This window comes from Nonomuraea sp. NPDC004702, from assembly GCF_053601695.1.
The window spans coordinates 1-18739 of sequence record NZ_JBSGCE010000107.1; the positions used below are offsets into that span (position 1 = coordinate 1).

An 18739-nucleotide genomic window follows, 5' to 3' on the forward strand; every position below is an offset into this window, starting at 1 on the left:
TGCGTGGGCTCCGCGCCCGCCGTCGCGCTCGCGCGCAAGCTGGAGGCCGACGGCGTGCCCGTGCTGGGCGTGATCGCCGCCGCCAGCTTCCCGGCGGCGCGGCTGCCCGGAATGGTCAGGCGGCTGTTCGGCGGTGACCGCTGGGTGTCCGACCGGCTGTTCCGCGACGCGCTGCGCGCCTCCGGCGGGCTGCTCGACGACATGGACGAGGCCGCCAAACGCACGGCCGTACGGGCCATGCGGCACGACGCCGACCAGGCGCAGGAGTGGTTCGGCCAGGAGCTGGCCGGCGAGGGCACGCCGCTGCGCGCGCCGATCCTGAGCCTGGTCGGGGAGCGCGACCGCGCCACCGAGCTGCACGAGGAGCGCTACACCGAGTGGGCGGCGTTCGCGCCGCGGGTGGAGCGGGCCGTGCTGCCCAGGGCCGGCCACTACTTCCTGCGGCACCAGGCCGAGCCGCTGGCCGCCGTCGTGCTGGCGCACCTGACCCGCTGGGCGGCCGGAACGCTGCCCGATCCGGTGCGCCCGCCCGAACGCACCAGACTGGGGTCCTTCTACACCGTCGCAGGCGGGCAGATCGTCTCGGCGCTGGGCACGGCGCTGAGCTCGTTCGCGCTCGGCGTGTGGGCCTACCAGCGCAGCGGCGAGATCCTGGACCTGGCGCTGGTCACGATGCTGGCGCAGATCCCGGCCGTGCTGCTCACCCCGCTGGGCGGCGCGCTGGCCGACCGGGTGGACCGGCGCAAGATCATGCTGGCCTGCGACGCGCTGTCCGGGATCGCCATGGTGGCGCTGGTGCTGCTGCTGACCACCGATCGGCTGGAGTTCTGGAACGTCTGCCTCATCGTGGGCGTGACCTCGGTCGTGTCGGCGTTCCAGCAGCCCGCCTGGCTGGCGGCGATCGCGCAGCTGGTGCCCAAACCGTACCTGCCGCAGGCCAACGCGCTGGCCAACGTGGGCTTCGGCGCGGGCAACGTGGTCGCGCCGCTCGCGGGCGGCGCGCTGATCGGCCTGTTCGGGCTGTCGGCGGTGGTGGCCGTGGACGTGGCCACGTTCGCGGTCGGCGTGCTGACGCTGCTGCTGGTGCGCTTCCCCGACCGGCTGTTCCACCGGCGCGAGGAGACGTTCACGGCGGCGCTCACCGGCGGGTGGCGGTTCCTGCGCCGGCGGCGTCCGCTGATGGTGATGGCGCTCTACTTCGCGGTGGTGAACTTCTGCACCGCGCTGATGTGGGTGCTGGTCACCCCGGTCGTGCTGGCCATCGGCGACTCGGCCGACCTCGGCGCGGTGACCGCCGTCGGCGGCGTCGGCGCGGCCGTGGGCACCGGCGTGGTGCTGGTGTGGGGCGGCACCCGGCGGCGGGCGACCGGCATGATCGGTTTCGTCGTCGGCTCCGGGATCGGCGTGGTGCTGATGGGCGTGTGGCCGGTCGTGTGGCTGGTCGCGGCCGGGTTGTTCGTCCGGCTGGCGTGCATGAGCATCGGCAACGCGCACTGGCTGTCGATCATCCAGGTCAAGGTGGGGCCGGAGCTGCAGGGGCGGGTGCTCGCGGTGAACATCATGATCGCCACGGCCATGCAGCCGATCGGCTTCCTCTCCGCCGGCCCGCTGGCGGACTGGGCCGGACGGTTCGCCACCGGGCCCGGCGGGGGCGCCGGGGTGGTGCTGCTGGCCAGCGGCGTGTTCCTGGTGCTCTGGGGGCTGCTGGGGCTCCGGCACCGGCCGCTGCACCACCTGGAGGACCTCGTCCCGGACGCCGCCCCGCCCTCGGAGGCCGCGGCCGACCTGGACGCCATCCAGGAGAGGGTGCTGAGCGCATGAACGGCGGTGCTGAACCCATGGAAACGGAGGGGGCGGCGGGCGCGCGGCTGGTCACCGCGGCCGACGTCCTGGCGGCCGGTGACCGCATCGCGCCGTACGTCCGGCGCACGCCGCTGCTGCGGCTGCCCGGCGAACGGCTCTGGGTCAAACCGGAGAACCGGCAGCCCACCCGCTCCTTCAAGGTGCGCGGCGCGGCCAACGCCGTGGGCCGGCTGGCCGGGCGCGGCGTCCGGCACGTGGTGGCGCAGTCGTCGGGCAACCACGCCCAGGCCATCGCCTACGCCGCCGCCGAGCACGGGGTGCGGGCGACCGTCGTCCTGCCGGACACGGCGCCCGAGCTGAAGGTCAGCGCCGCGCGCCGGCTCGGCGCGGAGGTGGTGATCGTCCCGCCCGCGCTGCGGGAGGAGGCGTGCCTGGCGCTGGCCGACCGGTTCGGCGCGACGGTGATCGGCTCCGACGCGTTCGACGTCATCGCCGGGCACGGCAGCGCCGGGACCGAGATCTGCCTGGACCTGCCGGACGCGGGGACCGTCCTGGTGCCCGTCTGCAACGGCGGCCTGCTGGCCGGGATCGCGGTCGCCGTCAAGGCCGCCGACCCGGCGATCCGGGTGGTCGGCGTCGAGCCCGAGCTGGCCGCCGACGGGACGGCCAGCTTCCGGTCGGGCACGCGCACGGCGTGGCCGGTGGAGCTGACCTACCGCACGCGGGCCGACGGCCTGCGCGCGCCGGTGCTGGGCGCCCTGGCCTGGGAGCACATCCACCGGTACGTGGACGACATGGTGACCGTGACCGAGGACGCCATCGACGCCGCCGCCGGCCTGCTCCACCGGGAGCTGGGGGAACGCGCCGAACCCAGCGGCGCGGTGGCCACCGCCGCCTACCTCACCCACCAGGCGCACCTGCCGCCGGGGCCGGTCGTCGCGGTCCTCTCCGGCGGCAACGTCGCGATCAGCCCGGAAACCAGCCAGGAGTCACTGGCACGAAGCACCTGATCCAGGCCGGAGCCAACGGCTGTGGTGGCGGCGCCCGCGAGCGCCGTCACCACGCCACATCGGACGATCACTCCGCCCCGACTCCCGGGCCCGTTGTGCCGTCACCCCGGCATCCGGCGCCCCGCAGAACTCCGCAGACTGTGCCTAACCGAGACGCTCCCGCCCCTTGTCCGTCAACGACGCCAGGTGCACCCCTACGCCGAAGGTGGTGAAGCCCGACCTGGCCGCCTTCGTGAACTCCGCGACCACCACCTCCGACGGGAAATCCTTGACCAGGACGTCATAGGCCGCGAATCCATGATCCCGGACGGCGGCGAGAACCATGTCCGTGGTCAGCTCGGGGTGTTCCACGATCTCCTCCAGCAGGTCGCCCTGCCTTCACAGTCGCACCGTTGCCGCCACCTGTCATCAGCAACGGCTCTTTCGGTGCCCGCTCCCGGCGCCGACCGGTCGTCCGCGCCTCTCGGAGATCATTGCGATGATGTCCGGCAACTGATCACGGGAGCGCTGACGTGAGAGACGCGTACAAGGAGTTCGACTGGCTGGCCACGTACGGCCCGTTCTATGACGTCTCGTGTGTGTCCTTCGCCCGTTCCCTCACCCCTCGCGAAGCGCTGACCCGCCTCGGCGCAGGGCCCGGCGACATCGAGCAGGTGACCTTCGACGGTCTCCAGGAACGAACGATGGAGTACATCGACGCCGACAACCTGCGCAGTGACTACGTGGGCGCGCTTGAGACGGCGGGCTGGACGGTGCTCGTCCAACTCTGGACAGGATCAGCCGCTTTCAACCGCCTGCTGCCGACTCTCTCCCAAGGGACCGAGGTCGTGTCGATCAGCCGAAACCTCCACGCCGACGACCACTTCACCTATGCGATCGACGGCGAAGAGATCACCTGCTTCAACCAGCTCTCTCCTCAAACACGCATGGGCAGCGAGCCCGACCGATTGATTCTGGAGATGTGGGAGGTTGGGCTGGATCCCTACCACGAGTGGGAAGGTCCGGGCCTCCACGCCACGTTCCAGCGATCGTTCGCGCTGGCGAAGAAGCTCACCGGCGTCGCCTTCTCCCAGAGCATGCTGGACCTGCGATTCCTCGCCGCCAGGATCAGAAACGTATGATCACCGCCTCGGTACGGATCCCGAGGCGTTCGCCCGGCGACCGCCGCTATGGACTCGACCCGCGCAAGCGGGCGTGCAGGTTGTCGATGCGCCGGTACAGCACTTGGTGGTCGGGCGGCTGAGTGCTCTCCCACAACCGCACCTTCCTGTCGGCGCCCGCGGTGGCGAGCAGATGCCCGTGCGGGTGGAAGGCGATGGCCCGGACGGGACCGGTGTGGCCGTCGAGAGGCCGCCCCACCTGTTTTCCGGAATCGAGCTGCCACAACCGGACCAACCCGTCATCGCCGGCGCTGGCCACCAGGTCCGCTCCCGGATGGAAGGCCACCGACCGGACCGGGCCGATGTGGCCGACGAAGGGGTCGGCCGTGGCGCGTCCCGACGCGGGATCCCACAACCGCACCGTTTCGTCGTCGCCGCCGCTGGCCAGGACGTGCCCGTCCGGGTGGAAGGCCACCGTCACGACCGCGCCGCTGTGACCCGCCAACGGCTCACTGACCGGCTGCCCGGACGTCGTGTTCCACAACCGGACCATGCCGTCGTCCCCGCCGTTGGCCAGCAGGTGTCCGTCGAGGTCGAAGGCGAGGGCCCAGCCGGCGCCGTCATGGTCGATGAGCGGCCCCCGCACCGGCCTTCCCGTGGTGATGTCCCACAATCTCACGGTGCCGTCGATGCCGCCGCTGGCCAGGATGTGCCCGTTCGGGTGGAAGGCCACCGACCAGACAGTGCCGGCATGGCCGTGCAACGGTTCACCCACCGGTCGCAGCCCGTCGATCGTCCACAGGCGTACCGTCTTGTCGCTGCCGCCACTGGCCACCAGATCCCCGTCGGGATGGAAGGCCACCGCCACGACCGCACCCGTGTGGCCCAGCAGAGGCTCCCGCCACGGCCTGCCCGTCACCGTGTCCCACAGCCGCACGGTCCCGTCGCCGCCGCCGCTGGCCAGGATGCGCCCGTCCGGATGGAAGGCCACCGACCAGACGGCGCCGGAGTGACCTTCCGCATTCGCCCCGTCCACCGGCCGGTACAGCTCATGCGGTGGATCGGGGGCCGGCCCTTGGGTGTCCTCCGTCCGGGCTGTGGGCCCGGTCTCGGGATCCAGCGGGCGACCGCGCTGCGAACGCAGGTCGCGGGCGGCGATCCACAGGGCCTTGAACTCCGTGACGTCGCCCTGCAACGCCTCCACCACGAGCTCCAGGTTGCCCCATCGAGGCAGGCTGACGCAGCGGATCACCCCGTGCGCGGTGGAGTGGCTCATCGCGCCCGTCTGCCTGGCCAGAGCCCGGCTGCTGGGCTCGCCCGCGTGGAGATGCAGGTCCCGCAGGCGTTCGCGCAGAACGGCGAGGGGATCCTCCGGCAGGGGGGCTTGCGGAGACATGGTGATGTCAGGATTCCAGAATCCCGGAGAACCAAACCCACCTGTGACGGATCCGTGCACATCGCCATCCGGGCCGGGAACCGTCAGTTTCTGTCAGCCGATGTACGGGTTCATCGGAACGTGTAAGACCTTGGCACAGATCGTCAACGGCACTTCGGCGCGCCCCATCCTGATATCGCGCCCTCGGCACCGGCCGAGGCGATGCCGAACTCACGAAGGGAAGCTCCATGATGCTGCCCCACCTCGCCGCACTGGTCGTGACGAGCGCCGCGCTGGTGACACTCCCCGCCATGATCTACATGTTCTCGGCCGACTCGGCCCGCCGCTCCCGGGCGCTACGCCTGCTGCGCCTGCTGCTGCGCCGTTGACGCCGGTGGCGAGAGGCAAAGGAGGCAGCCGACCCGAACCGGGCTCCTCCCCCGATGGGCCTGGGCTACCTGCCGCACAGGGCGGTGCCGAAGGCTTCGAAGATGTGCGCGTCGCTCTTCGGAGTGCCGGTCACGTAGAGGGTGACGGCGCGGCCCGAGCGGTCGCGGCCGCTGAGGACGCGGGTGCCGGGCAGGCCGCCGTCGTGCATCCAGGCCGGGCCGCAGGCGAACGGGTAGGAGTAGACGCCCAGACCGTAGTCGGCCTTCGGCGGGTCGTTGGCGGGGACGGTCCGGGCGAGCATGGTCTTGATCGTGGAGGCGGGCAGGGACTGCCAGAAGCGGTTCAGGTCGTCGGGGGTGGAGATCAGGCCGCCCGAGGCGCCGAAGAGGTAGCCGGGCTCCAGGGTCGTGTCGACCACCTTGCCCTGGCTCTTCGGGTCGAACGGGTTCACGCCGTAGGTGTGGGCGTGCTCGCCGCGGATGTCCAGCTCGTTCTGACGCGGCCAGTAGGTGTGCCGCAGGTTCTTCAGGACGCCCTGGCGGGTGACCGTCCGGAAGTCCTTGCCGGTGACCTTCTGGAGGAGCATGCCGGCCACCAGGTAGTTCGTGTTGGAGTAGGCCCACTTCTCGCCGGGTTCGCCGGTGGGCTCGGCGTCCAGGGCGAGGCGCAGGAAGTCGGCGTCGGCGTCGGTGCCGAGGCGGGCCGGGTCGATCAGCGGCAGGTACTCGGGCAGGCCGCTGGTGTGCGTCAGCAGTTGCCGCACGGTGATCGGCCTGCCGTCGAGCAGACCGGGCGCGTACCGCTCCGCCCGGGCGTCCAGATCGATCTTGCCCTGGTCCGCCAGGCGCACCACGGTGGCCGCGACAACCGACTTGGTCACACTGGCGATGCGGAAGTGCGCGTCCGCGCCGACCATCGGCCGGTCAGAGCCGCGCTCGGCGACGCCGGACGTCCACGTCCTGACCCGGCCGCCGGGCTCACGCACCGACACCAGCGCACCCGCCAGCCCGTCCTGCTGGGTCAACCGGTCAAGCTGCTGCTGCAGGGTGGGCGACGACGGCTTGGCGGCGGCCGGCGCGGGGGACGCGGCGCCCAGCAGGACGACGGCGGCCGCAGCTGCGGCAAGATACCTACGCATGTTCTCGGCAACTCCCTTGGACGAGGTGATGTGCCCATCCTGTGGCTGCCGAGCACCGGAATCGATCATGCCGCCCGGTGCCCGGATGGTGGGGACTGCCCTACCACGCCCGGCTCGCGCGGTCTGCACCGCCAGCGGCGAAGTTTCAGGTAGTTTGCCCGGTGGCGTTTTGTTCGATCAAGGAGGAAGACAGATGCCTGACAGGCTGACCCGACGCGATTTCGGCCGGACGATGGGCCTGGCCGGGCTCGGATTGGCCGGCGCCGGGCTCGTCGCCGGTCAGCCGGGCAGGGCGGACGCCGCCGCCGGGACGTGGAAGACGACCGGAACCATGGGAGCCGGGCTGGGCAGTTTCGACAGCACCATGAAGGCTTTCATGCAGGCCCGTAACCTCTCCTGCGGATCGCTCGCCGTCACCCGCAAGGGCAAGCTCGTCCTGGCCCGCGGCTACACCTGGACGACCAGCACCACCCTGAAGACCCAGCCGACCTCGCTGTTCCGGATCGCCAGCCTGAGCAAGCCCATCACCGGCGCGGCCGTCCTCAAGCTGGTGCAGGACGGCAAGCTCAAGCTCACCGACCGGCTGCCCGACCTGCTCCCGCTGACGCCGCCGTCCGGCAAGACGGTGGATCCCCGGCTGAAGGACGTGACCGTCCTCAGGTTGCTGCAGCACCTGGGCGGCTGGGACTCGTCCATCACCGCCGACCCCATGTTCAGCGACCTGGCGGTCTCCAGGGCGCTCGGCGCGGCGCTGCCCGTCCGCCAGGCCGACATCATGCGGTACGCCGGCGGCCTCGCCCTGGACCACGACCCCGGCAGCACGTACGCCTACGCCAACTACGACTACCTGCTGCTCGGCCGGATCATCGAGAAGGTCAGCGGCATGCCGTACGGCACGTACGTGCAGCAGAAGATCCTCGGGCCGCGCGGGATCACCCGGATGAGGCTCGGGCGCACGCTCAAGGCGGGCGCCGTCACCGGCGAGGTGCCGTACGTCTCGAAGTACACGGGAAAGACGGTGTTCGACGCCTCCGGCACGTCCGTCCCGGCTCCGTACGGTTCGTTCAACCTGGAGAACATGGACGCGCACGGCGGCTGGCTGGGAACGGCGGTCGACCTGGTGCGCTTCGCCGGGATCTTCGACGCCGCCGGCTCCGTGCTCACCTCGACGTCGATCTCCCGGGCCTTCGCCCAACCCGAGACCGGCGTCAACGGCGACGGCTGGTGGTACGGCTGCGGCTGGTCGGTCCGCAACGTCACCGGCGGCCGCAACACCTGGCACACCGGCAGCCTCCCCGGCACCTACACCTTGCTGGTGCGGCGGTATGACGGGCTGACCTGGGCCGCGCTCTTCAACCAGCGCGACGACGCCTCCGGCCTGAGCTACGCCGACATCGACCCGGCCCTCCACAAGGCCGCCAACGCGGTGACCACCTGGCCCGCCGTGGACCTGTACGGCACCTACCTCTGACAGGCCCTCGCCGTTCACCGGCAACCGGCGCCCGCCCGCCCACGACGGCGGTGCGGGCGTCATGGAACCAACCGGCAGGGCGGAACTGCGCGTCATTCAAGAACCGTCGCCCCGACCACGGCCCCCGACGACGTTCCGGCAGGTAAAGCACACGAAGGAAGCGGTAGAAAATGCTGAATCGGTTCCTGCAAGCCCATGGCCTGACGGCGAATGCGGGGACCGACGAAGGCGCCCCTCTTCCCGGCGGACGCCGCCGCGTGACCGACAAGCTGTTGTCAGAGTTCGGCGGGTCCACTTTCGACGACGGCCTGTACCGGATTCACACGTGGGCCTCTCGCGCAGAGGCCGACGCCTTCGCCGCGCACGCCTTTCCGGAGTTCGGCGATCTGTCGTGCTTCGGATTCGACTGGCTGGGACGGCAGTTCTCTCTGGACCTACGAGCACACGAGACGGAAGACCCTCCGATACTCATGCTGGAGCCGGGGACCGGCCAAGTCCTGGAGATCCCGGTGCCCTTTTCCGATTTCCACGACGGCGAGCTGGTCGACCACGCCGACGAAGCCTTGGCCGAGACTTTCTACGAGGAGTGGCGTGCCATCGACACGGCCCCCTTGGGCTTCGGCGAGTGCCTGGGTTATGACGTTCCGCTTTTCCTGGGCGGCGAGGATCGCGTGGCCAATCTGAGCCGATTCGACATCCAGATCTACTGGCATGTCGCCGGAGAGCTCCGGCAAGGGACCTCGAACCGGGCGTCGTAGTGGGCTGCGTGCTCACCGAGGTCCATGAGCAGGTTCGGCCCGGCAGACAAGGGCCGCCTCCGCGGAACCAGTGGCAGCGGACGAGCCCGGTGTACTGACCGTTCCGCACCGCGCCACCACCAGGCCCGGCACCTCCCGTGTCGAACAATCTGCGGGCATGGATTCCGCATGACGCCCTGTCACCACGGACGTCCTGACCATGCCGACCTACGCTGCCCGCATGGCTTTTGTTATCCCAGAGATCAAGGTCGGCCTGGCCGAACTCGGCGGCGGGCCGGACGCCTGGTGCTCGAAGTGCGGCAAGCGGGCGACCCTGTACGCCGTTGACCCGGCGACCGGAAGGCCCACGTACGTCTGCACGGCCGACGCCGGTTCCGAGGTGGAGGCAATGCTCCTGCGCTCCCCCGACTAGCCGGATCACCACCGCGAGGTCACCCGCGCAAGCCTCCGCGCTGCAGGAACGAGGTGTTCCTCGACGCCGCAGAACCGCGCCCGTCCCCATGAGTGTTCGCCCCCGAGGAACGGGCGCCCCACGCCGTCCGAGCGTCGCCCTCGCCGGGCGACGGTGTCCGTCGTGGACAGGACTTCAGCCCCTCCCGTCCGACCGGACGAGTTCTTGAGCCCCACAGGCCGGACGTTTACGCTCGCGCCATGCCCATGATCGCCGTATTCGCCGGATCCGCCGCCCTGCTGGTCGTGGTCGTGGTCGCGTTCGCCGCCAGGCGCCGGCTGGCGGTGGTGACCGTACGGGGGGAGAGCATGGTGCCGGCGTTGCGGCCCGGCGACCGGTTGCTGGTGCTGCGCGGGAAGGCGGTCCGGCGCGGGCAGATCGTGGTGCTCGAACCGATCGGGCCGGGAATGCGGTGGCGGGACGGGCCGCTGCCCGAGGTCGCGGCCGCCGACTGGGTGGTCAAGCGGGTCGCGGCGCTGCCGGGCGAACCGGTGCCGCCGCAGTGCCCCGGGCTGCCCGCCACGGTGCCGCCGGGAAAGCTCGTGGTGCTGGGGGACGGGGAGATCAGCGCGGACTCGCGGTTGTGGGGGCTCGTCCCGGCCGATCGGGTTCTGGGGGTCGTCCTACGCACCCTTGTTAGTACGTCTTAACAGCCCCATACTCCATTATGTCCGGACATTTCCTGACAACGGGGCTGGGATATGCGTCTGGTCTTTTCTGCCGCAGGACTGGCCGCGACCACCTTCACCATCTCCCCGCTGCACCACACCCTGTTCGCCGCCCTGTGCCTGTATCATCCCGGCTTCGCCGTACCCGGATCGCCGTGGCGGGATCTGGCGCGCAGGACGCCCGCCAGAGCCATGCCGTTCGTCCGGCGTGTCCACCACGCGCCGCACAGCGTGTCCGGTTTCCTCTGGGCCGACCTGCCGCTGCCGCCCGGCGCGGGCACGCTCAACGACGAACTCGACGTCCAGCCCGGTCTCGGTGACGTCGCCGACGCGCTCCGCGCCTTCTACGTCAGCTGCGTGGCCCCCGAGTGGGACGCGATCCGCCACCGCCTGAACGCCCACGTGAACCGCTACTCCGAGCTGATCTGCGTGCGGGGATTCGGCCGTACGCTGCCCAGGCTCACCCCCAGGCTGAGCTGGTACGGCTGCGCCCTGCAGATCGACACCTCGGACCTGTGCCCGTCGCCGGTGGAGCTCGGCGACGGGGGCGTGGCGTTCTCGCCGCTGATGTGCGCCAGCCGCTGCTTCCTCGCGCTGTCGCCGCCCCGCGGCGGCAGCAGGGCGGTCATCGCCTATCCGGCCGGCGACGAGGGCGCCCGGCGTCCCGCGTCGGTGGACGCCCTGGCCCAGGTCGTCGGGCAGGCCCGCGCCAGGGTGCTGCGCTCGATCGGCGGCGGCTCGGCGACCGGCGAGCTGGCCAGGTCGCTGGCGGTGAGCGCGTCCACGGTGTCCGAGCACGTGACGGCGTTGCGGCTGGCGGGGCTCGTGAACACCTACCGCGAGGGCCGGGCCGTGCGGCACGTGCTCACCTCGCTGGGCCACGAACTCCTCGAATACAGCGCCTGATTTGTCGCATTTCGGTGGCGGTCCGAAAGGATTGCCCCTCCCCTGACCCGATGGTGATGATCAGGCGAATACAGCCCCTCTCACCCAGGAGGTCGGATGACTCGCACACTCAAGGCGTTGGGCGACCGGATGCTCGGCGCCCTGCTGCCCGCCAGCACCGCGGACGCCAGGGGGTGCCCCTACGAGTGCTGGTGCTACCACTGGCTCGACCACACCGCGTGGACCTGCGTGCGGCCGGACTGCACGACCTACGTGTCCTGCTACGAGTGCTGCTGACCCTCCACACCCCGCCCACGCCCCCTTCGCAGGGGGTCGTGGGCGGCACCACCCGTGAAGGAGCGCCATGCCGTACATAGAGCTGGGCTGCAGGGCCGTGCTCTGCCTGGTCTTCCTGGCCGCGCTGGCGGGCAAGGCCACCGGCTGGCGCGCCTTCGTGTCCTCCGTCCCCGGTCTGGCTCCCGGGCTGCCCGCCGCGCCGGTCGCGGTGGCCGTACTGGCCGGCGAGAGCGCCGCCGTGGCGCTGCTCGCCCTGGGTGAGCGCGCGGGGTTCGTGCTGGCCGCCGTGCTGCTCGCGGCCTTCGCCGCCGCGATCCTGCTGGCCCTGCGCCGCGGCTCCGCCGCCGCCTGCCGGTGCTTCGGCGTCACCGCCGCTCCGCTGAGCCGCGCCCAGATCGTGCGCAACCTGCTGCTGATCGCGGTCGCGGTCACCGGCTGGGTGACGCCGGGCGGGCGCGTCGAACTCGCCGGGGTGGCGCTGGCGCTGGTCGCCGCCGCGGTGCTCGCCGCCGTGCTGGTGCTCTTCGACGACCTCGCCGACCTTCTCCTGGAGAGGAACCTCTGATGCCGTACGTCATCGCAGCCCTGGTCATCGTGGGCGTCATGAGCGCGCTCAACCTGGTGCTGACGTTCGCGGTGATCCGCAGGGTGCGCCACGCCGAGCAGCACGCCGCTCCCTCGGGGCCGCCGTTGCTGCCGGTGGGCTCGACCGTCCCGGACGTGCGCGGGATCGGGCGGCCCTCGGTGATCGGCTTCTTCGACACCGAGTGCCAGGCCTGCCCCGGGCAACTGCCGCCGTTCCTCCAGCTCGTCGCCAACGCGGGCTACTCCCCCTCGCAGGTGCTCGCCGTCGTGTCCGGCCCCGGCGGGGAGAGCTACGCGGACGCGCTGCGCGGCAGCGCCACCGTGCTCGCCGAGCCCGCCAACGGGCCGGTCTGCCTGGCCTTCCCCAACTCCGCCTTCCCCGCCTTCTACCTGCTCGACGACTCCGGCCGGGTCAGGTCGCGCGCGGTCACCGTGGCCGGGCTCGGCGCTCCCGTCACCGCATGACCCACGACGTCTCGCCCGGTGTGTTGCGGCTGGCCGGGCGGGCCGTGACGGTGTGGGGTTCGGCCTGGCGGGCCGCCCCGGTCGCCGCCGTCTGCTCGGTGCTCGCCGTCCTCGCCGGCGGCACGACGCCGGTGGCCGCCGCCTGGTGCACCAAGCTGATCCTGGACGGCCTGGCGGGCGGCCGGGCCGTACTGATGCCCACGATCATGCTCGGCGTGGTCGGCCTGGTCGCCGCGCTGCTGCCGCACCTCACCGAACACACCGACGGACGGCTGCGCCGCGGCCTGGGCCTGCTGACCCGCGAGCGCCTGTTCACCTCGGTCAACGCCTTCGTCGGCCTGGGCCCGTTCGAGAACCCCCGCTTCCGCGACCGGCTCAGGCTGGCCGAGCAGGCCGGGACCGGCGCGGCCAACCAGATCCTGGCCCCCGGCCTGTCGCTGGTGCGCGGGCTGGTCACGCTGGCCGGGTTCGTCGCCGCGCTCACGGCGCTGAGCCCGGTCATGACGGCGATCGTCCTGCTGTCGGCGCTGCCGTCGCTGGGCGTGCAACTGTCGCTGAGCAGGCGCAAGGTGGGTCTCGAATGGCAGATCAGCCCGGCGATGCGCCGCCAGATCTTCTACGCCGGGCTGCTCACCGAGGTCGAGCCGGCCAAGGAGGTGCGGCTGTTCGGGCTGGGCGCGTACCTGCGCGACCGTCTCCTCGGCGAGATCCGCGCGGTCAACCGCCAGGAGGAGGCCCTGGAACGGCGCGCGCTGGCGGGACACGGGCTGCTCGCCCTGCTGGGCGCCGCCATCGGCGGCGCCGGACTGATCTGGGCGATCGCCGGCGGCCGGCTCGGCGTGGGCGACGTGGCCGTCTTCGCCGCCGCCGTCGCCGGGGTGCAGGGCGCGCTGTCGGGCGGGGTCACCCAGGTCGCCCGGCTGCACCAGGCGCTGCTGGTCTTCGGACACTACCGCGCCGTCGTCTCCGCCGCCCCGGACCTTCCCGTACGCCGCCCGCCCCGCCCGCTGCCCGCCCTCCGCTCCGGGATCGAGATGCGGGACGTCTGGTTCCGCTACGGCGAGGGGCGACCGTGGGTGTTGCGCGGAGTGGATCTCACCATCCCGCACGGCGCCTGCGTCGCGCTCGTGGGGCTCAACGGCGCCGGCAAGTCGACGCTGGTCAAACTGCTGTGCCGGTTCTACGACCCGTCGCGCGGCGCGGTCCGCTGGGACGGGACGGACCTGCGCGACGCCGACCCCGCCGAACTGCGCTCCCGGCTGACCGCGGTCTTCCAGGACTACGTGGCCTACGACTTCACCGCGGCGGAGAACATCTCACTCGGCTCACTCGGCGCCTCGCCCGAGCAGGTCAGGACGGCGGCCCGGCTGGCCGGGGTGCACACGGCGCTGGACGCCCTGCCGCACGGCTACGACACGTTGCTCAGCAACCGCTTCCTCGACGCGGCCGAGACCTCCGGCGTCGTGCTGTCCGGCGGCCAGTGGCAACGGCTCGCCCTGGCCAGAGCGTTGATCAGGGGCGAACGCGACCTGCTCGTCCTGGACGAGCCGAGCGCCGGGCTCGACGCGGAGGCCGAGCACGCCATCCACCACAGGTTGCGCGAGCATCGGGCCGGCCGCACCAGCCTGCTGATCTCCCACCGGCTGAGCGCGGTCAAGGACGCCGACCTCATCGTGGTGCTGGCGGAGGGCAGAGTCGCCGAACAGGGCACCCACACCACCCTCATGGCCGCCGGCGGCGAATACGCCCGCCTGTTCACCCTCCAGGCCAGCGGCTACACCGTCGAGCACGCCTGAAGCCGCCTCAGGCCAGATGTACACGATGGCAGACTGATCAAGCCGACAACCCCCACCCCGAACCGGCAGGCAGACGAAAATGGTGAACCTCACCTGGAACGCGGCCTCCCGCACCTGTTCCGGGTCCGCGCGCCGGCACATCGTGGACGACATCTGCACAGGTCCCTATGTGTTCGCGGTCGCCGACGGCCGCAGGGAACGAGTCGCCGGCGACGTCGCCAGCCACCTCGTGACCGAAACCCTGCGGAAGTACGACCGCGAAATCGATCCCTCGGACCTGACCACCGTTGTCGAACATGCGCTCAGATCCGCGAACGAGTCCCTTCAGCGAAAGATCGAAGCGCAACCCGAACTGGCGGGCATGGGCGCCGACCTGGTTGCCATGGCGTGGTCCGGAACCATGGCGGTCTTCACCAACGCAGGCGATACACAGGCGTACTTCACGCGACGAACCGCCGGCGGAGCCGCTGAACTCATCTGGACGACCGCGAGTCGTGCCCACGGCATGGCCGAGGCCCCCGGCGCGCCGAACTCACCGGAACGCATCCCGAACTTCCTTGATGGACGACCCCACGAACGCGCCCCTGACCTGGTGACTTTCCGCCTGCACCCCGGTGACCGGATCCTGCTGTGCACCGGCGGACTCGGCGCGGCGATCCCTCACCCGCTCCTGATGGACGTTCTGAGCGGCCCCGGCGGATCGGCGGATGTGGCCGATCGCCTCGAAGCCCTTGCCGTGGAGCACGGCGGTCCGGACAACATCACCATGGTCGTCGTCGAATTCGTCGATTTCGAGGAGCACCGAGAGGAATACACGTTCATCGACTAGCCGAGCAACCCCAGGGCTAGCTCTTCCCGGGAGGGGGGTTGGCTGTGAGGCGGGCCCTTACCTCTGATGCGAAAGAAAATCTGTAGTCGCCACTGTAGACATTCGCGCCAAGAGGAGCTAGAGTTCCTGACATCGCAAGGGATGAATCCACGAGGGCAGCACGAGCACCACGATGAGGCTGCCCGGACGGACGTGGACAGCAGTACAGAACGAGGTAGGGCAGAAGGTCGGACTGCCGCGGCCAGTGTGGTTGAGCAAGAGGGGCCGGGGCGGTGGACGCGCTGCCGATTACGGAAAGTCGGCGCCAGCGATCGGGGCGCCGAGGTACGGATAACCGGAAAGGAGTGTTGAACGCCATCAGGATCGCCCGTCGCCGGCCGCATGTCGCCGCACGGGTACCGCAGCTCCACGAACAGGACGGTGGTCTACGGTCACGCTTACGCGATCCCCGCACCCCCGCATCGGGCGGCTGGTGCGGCATAAGTGAACCGCCCCTGCAGCACGCAGGCAGGGCCGGTCGATGGTGTTAAACCTCTGGGCCCCGGCGCATCATGGCGCCGGGGCCCCTGTTCGCATTCGGGAAGGTTGAATGGATCAAACACCTCTGGCAACGGTCACCGCGTCCAAGCGGGAGCGGCCCAGCCCCACCGGTGATCACCCGGTTCAGGAGGTCGAAGCGGCCGGCAGTCTCGGGCAGCGGCTCGATGACGAGGACTATCCCGCCTACAGCATGGGCCGGGCCGCCGAGCTCCTCGGCGTCACCCCGGCGTTCCTGCGCAGCCTCGGCGCCGCCAAGCTGATCGAGCCGCTGCGCAGCGAGGGCGGGCACCGCCGTTTCTCCCGCTACCAGCTGCGCCTGGCCGCCCGCGCCCGCGAACTCGTCGACGCCGGCACCCAGCTGGAAGCGGCCTGCCGCATCATCATCCTGGAAGACCAGCTCGCCGAGGCGCTGCGCATCAACGAAGAACTCCGCCGGCGCCACTGACCGCCTTCCGCCCCCGGCCACACCCGGGGGCATCAGGACCGGCCGTTCGCTCGTCAGGTGTCGAGTCTGGCCGCCTGCATGGCGCCCAGTCGCCGCACGAACAGGGCGGTGACGATCGCCGTCGGTACGACCAGCACGTGCACAGCCACGCTGGCCCAGGTCGCCCACGTGAATTCGTACCTCAGGCCAAGGGTGTCCTCGTACGTCTCGGAGTCGTAGTCCTTGGTGAGGAGTGTCGTCCACTCGATCCAGAAGAGGGGCCAGGTCAGGAAAGTGACCAGCCACAGGGCCCACCATGTGTGCAGCAGACCGGCCGGGGCTGTCGTGCCGCCGCGTCCAGGGGGGCTGGAGGCGTGCCAGATGTCGTCGGCGATCTGCTTGGGCAGCCACAGGTTGCCGATCGGGATGAACCAGCCGAATGCGGCCATGGAGGGGCGGTAGCGCAGCCGGCCGGGCGCGAGCCGTTCGGCGACGACTCGTACCCGGAAGAACCAGAGCAGCCAGGACGCCGTCAATTCCACGCCGGAGACGACCTGGGCCGCCAGCATGATCTGGCCGACCATCTCGGTTTCGTCGTAGCTCTCCACCCGGTGCCACCGTCTCGCGTCGTCGGCGAAATCGAGCTGGTACACCACTGTGCTCACGGAGATCAGGGTGAAGAGGGCAAGCAGCACATAGGCGGCGATCTGCTGGCCGGTGGCGGAGTGCAGGGGGTCACGGCCGCGCATATGGCGGCGTTCGTTGACCAGCAAGGGCTGGGGCGCCCCCGGCGGATTCGCGTGGCCGGACGGTGGTGGCGCCATCGCTCGGGGGCCGCCACCGTCGGTCGCGGTGGCCGGGTCGTGAAGAGCCGTCAGCGCCAGGGTCCGGCGGTCGGCGATGGCCTGGGTGAGCGCCTCAGGCAGCCACCGCCCCTGGTCGGGCGAAACGAGCGCGGTGAGCCGGGTCAGCACCTGCTCCAGGCCGGGCCGGGCGGCGGGGTCCTTGGCCAGACAGTCCGCCACCAGAGCGGCCAGGGGGGCGGGCACTCCTTGAAGATCGGGCTCGGCGTGCACCACGCGGAAGACGACCGCGTGGACGGGCCCCGTCCCGAAGGGGCTGCGGCCGGTCACGGTGAAGGCGAGCACGCAGCCGAGCGAGAACACGTCCGAGGGCGGCCCGACCTCCCGGCCCATGGCCTGTTCGGGGGACATGAACGCGGCGGTGCCCAGCACGGTGGAGGTCTGGGTGTGGCTGGTGGCGTCCAGGGCGCGGGCGATGCCGAAGTCGATCAGGCGGGGCCCGTCCTCAGCAAGGATGACGTTGCCGGGTTTGAGGTCGCGGTGCACCATCCCGCAGGCGTGCACGGCGGCGAGTCCTTCGGCAAGCCCGGCGCCGAGCACGGCGGCCGACTCCACGGGGAGCGGCCCGTGCTCGTCGACGGCTTGGTGCAGGGAGGGGCCGGGGATGTAGGCGGTGGCCAGCCACGGCCGGACGGCGTCGGTGTCGGCGTCCACGACCTGGGCGGTGTAAAAGCCGCCGACCTTGCGGGCGGCGTCCACCTCGGAAGTGAAGCGGCGCCGGAAGTCGCTGTCGCCGGCCAGCTCCGGGCGCACCACTTTGACGGCGACCAGGCGCCCGCTCCGGGGGATGTCTCTCCCATCCCGCCCCCACCGAGCCTCGCGTGCAGCCGGTAGGAGCCGATGCGAGCCGGGTCGCCATCGCGTAGGGGGTCGGTCATGGTGACTCATTCCTCGTCGAGATCATCGCCGGTCGGTGTCGATGATCCCAAAACAGGGGCCACCGGTATATGACAAAAGCCGGCCACGCCGGGGCGCTGCCTGGACAGCACCTCAACTCTGTGCGGCCTCCGGAATTCGTGCTGAGCGGCGTGACGCTAGCGCTTGACGGAGACCAGCCGGTCCACGGCGAACGGGACGATCTCCGGCTGCGCCGCCTTCGTGCGCGCCGGGCTCTGACCGCAGAGCCCCAGCAGCAGGTAGTCGACGGTGGCGTAGTCGATGGGGCTGATCACGAAGTTGCCGTTCTCGTCCAGGCTCTGGTACTTCGTGCGGTTGACGCCCATGGAGAGCTGTCGGGCGCCGTCCGGGCTGGTGTAGGAGTCGGTGGCCATGCCGAAGACGCCGCCGCTGTGCCCCCCAGAAGCGTCCGCGCGGCAGGTCGGTGGCGAAGATACCGAGGCCGTACGCCCCTGACACGCCGGCCACCGGCACGGTCTTCTGCATCTCGGCCAGCTGGGCCGGGGCCGCGAACCTGTCCCAGGGATATCGGTGGCGAAGCCGCTGCGGCCGACCAGCACCAGCCGCCGCAGCTCCTGGCCGTCGCCGAGCCTGGCAGCCTTGGCCGAGAGACGCCCGAGCGCGCGGAACCACCGGTTGTACTGCTGCTTGGGCAGGTCAATGCCGCCTTCCAGCCGGGCCTCCCGGTTGAGACGGCCGTACTGAAGTCGGCCCGGTCCGGGCTCCACCCGATCTCCTGCCCCGCCAGCCGCGCCACCTGCGCTAGTGACACGGGATCGTCGGCGTTCCGGGCCGTCCACTCCGTGCGGGCGAACAGCCGGGCCACCGCGGCGAGCTGCTGCCCGCCGCCCCGAGGACCGCTGTTGCGCCGGCGGTCGGCGTGCTCGCCGCCGTACCCGGGTCAGTCGTCGAGGGCCTGGTAGAGGGTGGTCCAGAAGTCGTTCATCAGGTGGGCGGGGTTCGGGACGGAGTAGCCGAGCTGGCAGAGCAGGAT

20 protein-coding genes are annotated in these 18739 nt (G+C 71.0%); 15 read left to right on the forward strand and 5 right to left on the reverse strand.

The window, feature by feature from the left end; genetic code table 11:
- Both ACWEJ6_RS50590 and ACWEJ6_RS50595 read left to right on the forward strand, forming a co-directional pair.
- On the forward strand, positions 1-1821 hold a 1821-nt coding region (locus ACWEJ6_RS50590), incomplete at its 5' end, for an MFS transporter (RefSeq protein WP_452432687.1).
- A 17-nt stretch (positions 1822-1838) separates the two neighbouring features.
- On the forward strand, positions 1839-2813 hold the full coding sequence (locus ACWEJ6_RS50595) for a threonine ammonia-lyase (protein ID WP_452432689.1): 975 nt from the start codon (positions 1839-1841) through the stop codon (positions 2811-2813).
- Positions 2814-2957: 144 nt separating this feature from the next.
- Here the strand turns inward: ACWEJ6_RS50595 and ACWEJ6_RS50600 are convergent, their stop codons facing one another.
- Complete coding sequence (locus ACWEJ6_RS50600; RefSeq protein WP_352356164.1) at positions 2958-3164, reverse strand: hypothetical protein; 207 nt, start codon at positions 3162-3164, stop codon at positions 2958-2960.
- Positions 3165-3325: 161 nt separating this feature from the next.
- Between ACWEJ6_RS50600 and ACWEJ6_RS50605 the strand changes: the two genes are divergently transcribed.
- On the forward strand, positions 3326-3934 hold the full coding sequence (locus ACWEJ6_RS50605; RefSeq protein WP_452432691.1) for a DUF6461 domain-containing protein: 609 nt from the start codon (positions 3326-3328) through the stop codon (positions 3932-3934).
- A gap of 46 nt (positions 3935-3980) precedes the next feature.
- On the opposite strand, the gene ACWEJ6_RS50610 is transcribed toward ACWEJ6_RS50605, so the two are convergent.
- Complete coding sequence (locus ACWEJ6_RS50610; protein WP_452432693.1) at positions 3981-5309, reverse strand: WD40 repeat domain-containing protein; 1329 nt, start codon at positions 5307-5309, stop codon at positions 3981-3983.
- A 227-nt stretch (positions 5310-5536) separates the two neighbouring features.
- Here ACWEJ6_RS50610 and ACWEJ6_RS50615 point away from each other — a divergent pair, with 227 nt between their 5' ends.
- Entirely contained in the window at positions 5537-5677 is a 141-nt protein-coding gene (locus ACWEJ6_RS50615) for a hypothetical protein (protein ID WP_352356170.1), read from the forward strand.
- Positions 5678-5742: 65 nt separating this feature from the next.
- Here the strand turns inward: ACWEJ6_RS50615 and ACWEJ6_RS50620 are convergent, their stop codons facing one another.
- Positions 5743-6816, reverse strand: a complete 1074-nt coding sequence (locus tag ACWEJ6_RS50620) for a serine hydrolase domain-containing protein (RefSeq protein WP_452432695.1) — start codon at positions 6814-6816, stop codon at positions 5743-5745.
- 193 nt (positions 6817-7009) lie between these two features.
- On the opposite strand from ACWEJ6_RS50620, the gene ACWEJ6_RS50625 reads away from it, so the two are divergent.
- The 11 genes from ACWEJ6_RS50625 (at position 7010) to ACWEJ6_RS50675 (ending at position 16006) form a co-directional block, all read left to right on the forward strand.
- Positions 7010-8287 (forward strand): serine hydrolase domain-containing protein, encoded by a 1278-nt coding sequence (locus ACWEJ6_RS50625; RefSeq protein ID WP_452432697.1) that lies wholly within the window; start codon positions 7010-7012, stop codon positions 8285-8287.
- A 170-nt stretch (positions 8288-8457) separates the two neighbouring features.
- Positions 8458-9045, forward strand: coding sequence for a T6SS immunity protein Tdi1 domain-containing protein (locus ACWEJ6_RS50630; RefSeq protein WP_452432699.1), 588 nt, complete (start codon positions 8458-8460; stop codon positions 9043-9045).
- A 220-nt stretch (positions 9046-9265) separates the two neighbouring features.
- Entirely contained in the window at positions 9266-9457 is a 192-nt protein-coding gene (locus ACWEJ6_RS50635) for a hypothetical protein (RefSeq protein ID WP_352356176.1), read from the forward strand.
- A gap of 239 nt (positions 9458-9696) precedes the next feature.
- Entirely contained in the window at positions 9697-10146 is a 450-nt protein-coding gene (locus ACWEJ6_RS50640) for a S26 family signal peptidase (protein ID WP_452432701.1), read from the forward strand.
- A 51-nt stretch (positions 10147-10197) separates the two neighbouring features.
- On the forward strand, positions 10198-11070 hold the full coding sequence (locus ACWEJ6_RS50645) for an ArsR/SmtB family transcription factor (RefSeq protein ID WP_452432703.1): 873 nt from the start codon (positions 10198-10200) through the stop codon (positions 11068-11070).
- A 96-nt stretch (positions 11071-11166) separates the two neighbouring features.
- Positions 11167-11346 carry a hypothetical protein gene (locus tag ACWEJ6_RS50650; RefSeq protein WP_125645566.1) on the forward strand — a complete coding sequence of 60 codons (180 nt, stop codon included), beginning with the start codon at positions 11167-11169 and terminating at the stop codon, positions 11344-11346.
- 67 nt (positions 11347-11413) lie between these two features.
- Complete coding sequence (locus ACWEJ6_RS50655) at positions 11414-11911, forward strand: MauE/DoxX family redox-associated membrane protein (RefSeq protein ID WP_452432705.1); 498 nt, start codon at positions 11414-11416, stop codon at positions 11909-11911.
- A complete protein-coding gene (locus ACWEJ6_RS50660) occupies positions 11911-12396 on the forward strand; it encodes a TlpA family protein disulfide reductase (RefSeq protein WP_452432707.1) in 486 nt (161 codons plus the stop codon). The genes ACWEJ6_RS50655 and ACWEJ6_RS50660 overlap by 1 nt, the downstream gene beginning before the upstream one ends.
- Positions 12393-14192, forward strand: coding sequence for an ABC transporter ATP-binding protein (locus tag ACWEJ6_RS50665; RefSeq protein WP_452432709.1), 1800 nt, complete (start codon positions 12393-12395; stop codon positions 14190-14192). The genes ACWEJ6_RS50660 and ACWEJ6_RS50665 overlap by 4 nt, the downstream gene beginning before the upstream one ends.
- A 79-nt stretch (positions 14193-14271) precedes the next feature.
- Positions 14272-15021 carry a PP2C family protein-serine/threonine phosphatase gene (locus tag ACWEJ6_RS50670; protein WP_452432711.1) on the forward strand — a complete coding sequence of 250 codons (750 nt, stop codon included), beginning with the start codon at positions 14272-14274 and terminating at the stop codon, positions 15019-15021.
- Between the two features lie 589 nt (positions 15022-15610).
- Complete coding sequence (locus tag ACWEJ6_RS50675; protein ID WP_387682747.1) at positions 15611-16006, forward strand: MerR family transcriptional regulator; 396 nt, start codon at positions 15611-15613, stop codon at positions 16004-16006.
- Between the two features lie 53 nt (positions 16007-16059).
- On the opposite strand, the gene ACWEJ6_RS50680 is transcribed toward ACWEJ6_RS50675, so the two are convergent.
- Positions 16060-17736: a protein kinase domain-containing protein gene (locus tag ACWEJ6_RS50680; protein ID WP_452432713.1), complete on the reverse strand. Its 1677-nt coding sequence runs from the start codon at positions 17734-17736 to the stop codon at positions 16060-16062.
- Between the two features lie 146 nt (positions 17737-17882).
- Positions 17883-18119, reverse strand: coding sequence for a hypothetical protein (locus tag ACWEJ6_RS50685; protein ID WP_452432715.1), 237 nt, complete (start codon positions 18117-18119; stop codon positions 17883-17885).
- Positions 18120-18739 lie beyond the last annotated feature (620 nt).

Excerpts from the sequence above, each read along its gene's own strand:
- ACWEJ6_RS50595 (WP_452432689.1), top strand. The coding sequence starts at position 1,839 with ATGGAAACGGAGGGGGCGGCGGGCGCGCGGCTGGTCACCGCGGCCGAC.
- ACWEJ6_RS50610 (WP_452432693.1), bottom strand. The coding sequence starts at position 5,309 with ATGTCTCCGCAAGCCCCCCTGCCGGAGGATCCCCTCGCCGTTCTGCGC.
- ACWEJ6_RS50615 (WP_352356170.1), top strand. The coding sequence starts at position 5,537 with ATGATGCTGCCCCACCTCGCCGCACTGGTCGTGACGAGCGCCGCGCTG.
- ACWEJ6_RS50620 (WP_452432695.1), bottom strand. The coding sequence starts at position 6,816 with ATGCGTAGGTATCTTGCCGCAGCTGCGGCCGCCGTCGTCCTGCTGGGC.
- ACWEJ6_RS50625 (WP_452432697.1), top strand. The coding sequence starts at position 7,010 with ATGCCTGACAGGCTGACCCGACGCGATTTCGGCCGGACGATGGGCCTG.
- ACWEJ6_RS50630 (WP_452432699.1), top strand. The coding sequence starts at position 8,458 with ATGCTGAATCGGTTCCTGCAAGCCCATGGCCTGACGGCGAATGCGGGG.
- ACWEJ6_RS50635 (WP_352356176.1), top strand. The coding sequence starts at position 9,266 with ATGGCTTTTGTTATCCCAGAGATCAAGGTCGGCCTGGCCGAACTCGGC.
- ACWEJ6_RS50640 (WP_452432701.1), top strand. The coding sequence starts at position 9,697 with ATGCCCATGATCGCCGTATTCGCCGGATCCGCCGCCCTGCTGGTCGTG.
- ACWEJ6_RS50645 (WP_452432703.1), top strand. The coding sequence starts at position 10,198 with ATGCGTCTGGTCTTTTCTGCCGCAGGACTGGCCGCGACCACCTTCACC.
- ACWEJ6_RS50650 (WP_125645566.1), top strand. The coding sequence starts at position 11,167 with ATGACTCGCACACTCAAGGCGTTGGGCGACCGGATGCTCGGCGCCCTG.
- ACWEJ6_RS50655 (WP_452432705.1), top strand. The coding sequence starts at position 11,414 with ATGCCGTACATAGAGCTGGGCTGCAGGGCCGTGCTCTGCCTGGTCTTC.
- ACWEJ6_RS50660 (WP_452432707.1), top strand. The coding sequence starts at position 11,911 with ATGCCGTACGTCATCGCAGCCCTGGTCATCGTGGGCGTCATGAGCGCG.
- ACWEJ6_RS50665 (WP_452432709.1), top strand. The coding sequence starts at position 12,393 with ATGACCCACGACGTCTCGCCCGGTGTGTTGCGGCTGGCCGGGCGGGCC.
- ACWEJ6_RS50670 (WP_452432711.1), top strand. The coding sequence starts at position 14,272 with ATGGTGAACCTCACCTGGAACGCGGCCTCCCGCACCTGTTCCGGGTCC.
- ACWEJ6_RS50675 (WP_387682747.1), top strand. The coding sequence starts at position 15,611 with ATGGATCAAACACCTCTGGCAACGGTCACCGCGTCCAAGCGGGAGCGG.
- ACWEJ6_RS50680 (WP_452432713.1), bottom strand. The coding sequence starts at position 17,736 with ATGAGTCACCATGACCGACCCCCTACGCGATGGCGACCCGGCTCGCAT.
- ACWEJ6_RS50685 (WP_452432715.1), bottom strand. The coding sequence starts at position 18,119 with ATGGCCACCGACTCCTACACCAGCCCGGACGGCGCCCGACAGCTCTCC.